This window comes from Microvirga massiliensis (assembly GCF_001006805.1).
GTDB classification, from domain to species: domain Bacteria; phylum Pseudomonadota; class Alphaproteobacteria; order Rhizobiales; family Beijerinckiaceae; genus Microvirga; species Microvirga massiliensis.
In genome coordinates this window covers 51,920-54,457 of record NZ_LN811360.1, presented here as the reverse complement: position 1 = coordinate 54,457, position 2,538 = coordinate 51,920, and the positions used below count along the sequence as shown (strand labels likewise).

1 protein-coding gene is annotated in these 2,538 nt (G+C 56.4%); it reads left to right on the top strand.

Going from position 1 to position 2,538, the window contains the following annotated elements:
* Positions 1-559: 559 nt before the first annotated feature.
* Positions 560-1,888 carry an oxalate/formate MFS antiporter gene (gene oxlT / locus BN1233_RS28240; RefSeq protein WP_425311752.1) on the top strand — a complete coding sequence of 443 codons (1,329 nt, stop codon included), beginning with the start codon at positions 560-562 and terminating at the stop codon, positions 1,886-1,888.
* The last annotated feature ends 650 nt before the right edge of the window (positions 1,889-2,538 follow it).

Below are 2,538 nucleotides of genomic sequence, written 5' to 3'. Positions count from 1 at the left end.
CCCCGATGGAGATCATCGATTGCATCACAGCTTTCCTATCGATGATCACAAGGAGCTAAGTCCGCGAGCTCGTATTGCCTCAAAGCGCACATCGAAGACGAACCGCTCGGCGGCAACCTGAAGCTCACTCACTTGGCGCTCTCCCAAATGCTCGCGCCGCTCTGTCGACTTTGGGTCGAGCGCGCTGCAGCCCTTCTGCGTCAGCATTGGTAGCGGCGCATAATTTCGATAGTCAAGCTATATTTCGAAATTTACGGCTTGCACGCGCGAATCGCTTCTTGGCCGCCAGTCGGTCGGTGCCTGACATGTTCGGAATCCGGCGACACCGTTGGCAGTGCACCTCAGCAAACCGTGCGCCAAGAGACATAACGCCGACATTCCAGATAAATTTCGAAATAACGCTGGACATACGACAATAGCGTGTATTTGATGTAGTGCCGCCTTAGCTGGAGCGCGAGCTCCAGCTTTTGAGAACGGCAGGAAGCGGCCCATGGCCGCTCAAGCCGTCGCGGCACTACGAGGAAACGACCATCCGATCCATTCGGGGAGGAGCAGAACTGTGAAGACCGAGAGCGCTTCGACGCTGCCACATACCTCTTCAGACCACTACCGCTGGATACAACTCGTTCTAGGCATCGCCTGCATGGTGGCGGTAGCCAACATTCAGTATTCTTGGACTTTGTTCGTTCCTGAGATCCAGAAGACCTACGGATGGTCGCGCGCCTCCATTCAAACGGCCTTCACAATATTCGTGGTTACCCAAACCTGGGGCACCCCTCTCGTCGGGTATCTTCTCGATCGTTATGGGCCACGGCCGGTGATCCTGCTCGGCGGGTTCGCAGCGGCGTTGGCGTGGACTGTGAACTCCTATGCCTCCACGTTATCTGGTTTCTACATCGGAGCTGTTATCGGCGGTGTTGCAGCGAGCTGCGTAAATGCATGTGCCGTCAACAATGCGCTCAAGTGGTTCCCGGACCGCCGCGGCCTTGCTGTCGGGCTCACCGCGGCGGGCTACGGATCAGGCACGATCTTCACGATCGTCCCCATCGCGCGCATGATCGAGTCCAGTGGCATCTCGTCCACGTTCTTCTTGTTTGGCCTGATTCAGGGTGCGATCATCTTGGCGGCGGGCGTCTTCCTGCGTGCGCCACAGCCTAGTGAGACACGGTTCTCGAGCCAGGTCGTACAATCAAGGCGCGATTACACCCTCGGCGAGGCAATGCGCACGCCGGTGCTCTGGCTGCTGATGGTGATGTTTACCTGCACGATTACAGGTGGGCTGATGGCCGTCGCGCAGCTGAGCCTGATTGCTCAGGACCTCGGTGTGAAGGACATGCAGGTCAACGCATACTTCTTCACAATGGCCGCGCTGCCCTTCGCGCTAATGCTCGATCGGTTCATGAATGGCATTTCCCGACCCTTGTTCGGTTGGATTTCCGACAATATCGGTCGTGAAAAGACGATGTTCATCGCCTTCTCGATCGAAGGTCTGGGAATCCTTGCTCTCGCGACGTTTGGTGGGAATCCTTGGATGTTCGTCATCCTCACTGGCCTTGTCTTTCTGGCCTGGGGTGAGGTGTACAGTCTGTTCGGTGCTATCACCGGAGACACCTTCGGCACTAAGCACGTTGGGAAGATTTACGGCATCCTGTTTCTGTCAAAAGGCTTCGCCGCTCTCTTCGTGCCGATCGGCAATCTAATTATGGAGGCAACCGGGACTTGGGCAACCGTGCTCTACATCGTCGCAGCGATGGATTTGGTTGCGGCATTCTCCGCACTGTTCATCCTCAAGCCGATGCTGGAACGGCATCATGCGAAGGGTGACTCCACGAGAGTGGCTACAAGCCAGGCTGGGCTGCAGATGAATCCACGAACCGATCCAATCTGATTTTCACCAGTCAACGTCGACATATCACGAGGCCGCCAAAGATTGGCCGGGTGCGCTCCGGCCAATCGTCGATTCGCCCGCCAAGCGACCCGCTACGACAAGCCCGCCCGCTTCTATCTCACCACTCTTCAACTCAAGGCGATCCGGGCTTGGCCACATCTGACATAGGTGCTGCGAGAGATGGGGTTTAGGCGGGCACGAGGCCGTTTTGGAGCAGATCTTCTTGATCTTGGCGAAATTCAACGAGGAAGCAATCTTTTGCATTTCCCTAGCGGAGCGCCTGACGTCTGGTTAGGATGCTCGACTTCTTCTCTGGGTTATTGACTGACCCGCCTGGTTCTTTCCAGGCGGGTGTTTTTTGATAGCAGCACTCCGTCAGTGCCCTGGTAGAGCACGTCTGAATACCGAATCCTAGCCTTGTCCGAATGCAGATCCGAGCTCGTTTATCTGAACTGATTGTCGAGTGAAGCTTTGAGCGCCCTGATGGTTGTCCACAGAACCGCTATTTGCCGCGGCCAATGAACTCCAGCACTTCGCGCCCCATTTCCTCGTCTGCGGTGTTGAACTGGTAAACCATCGAGAGGTGGTTGTGCTTGTCCATCCGTGTGAAGCGTGGGCACGCTCGATCCCTCTGGCACAGTGCTGCAAGC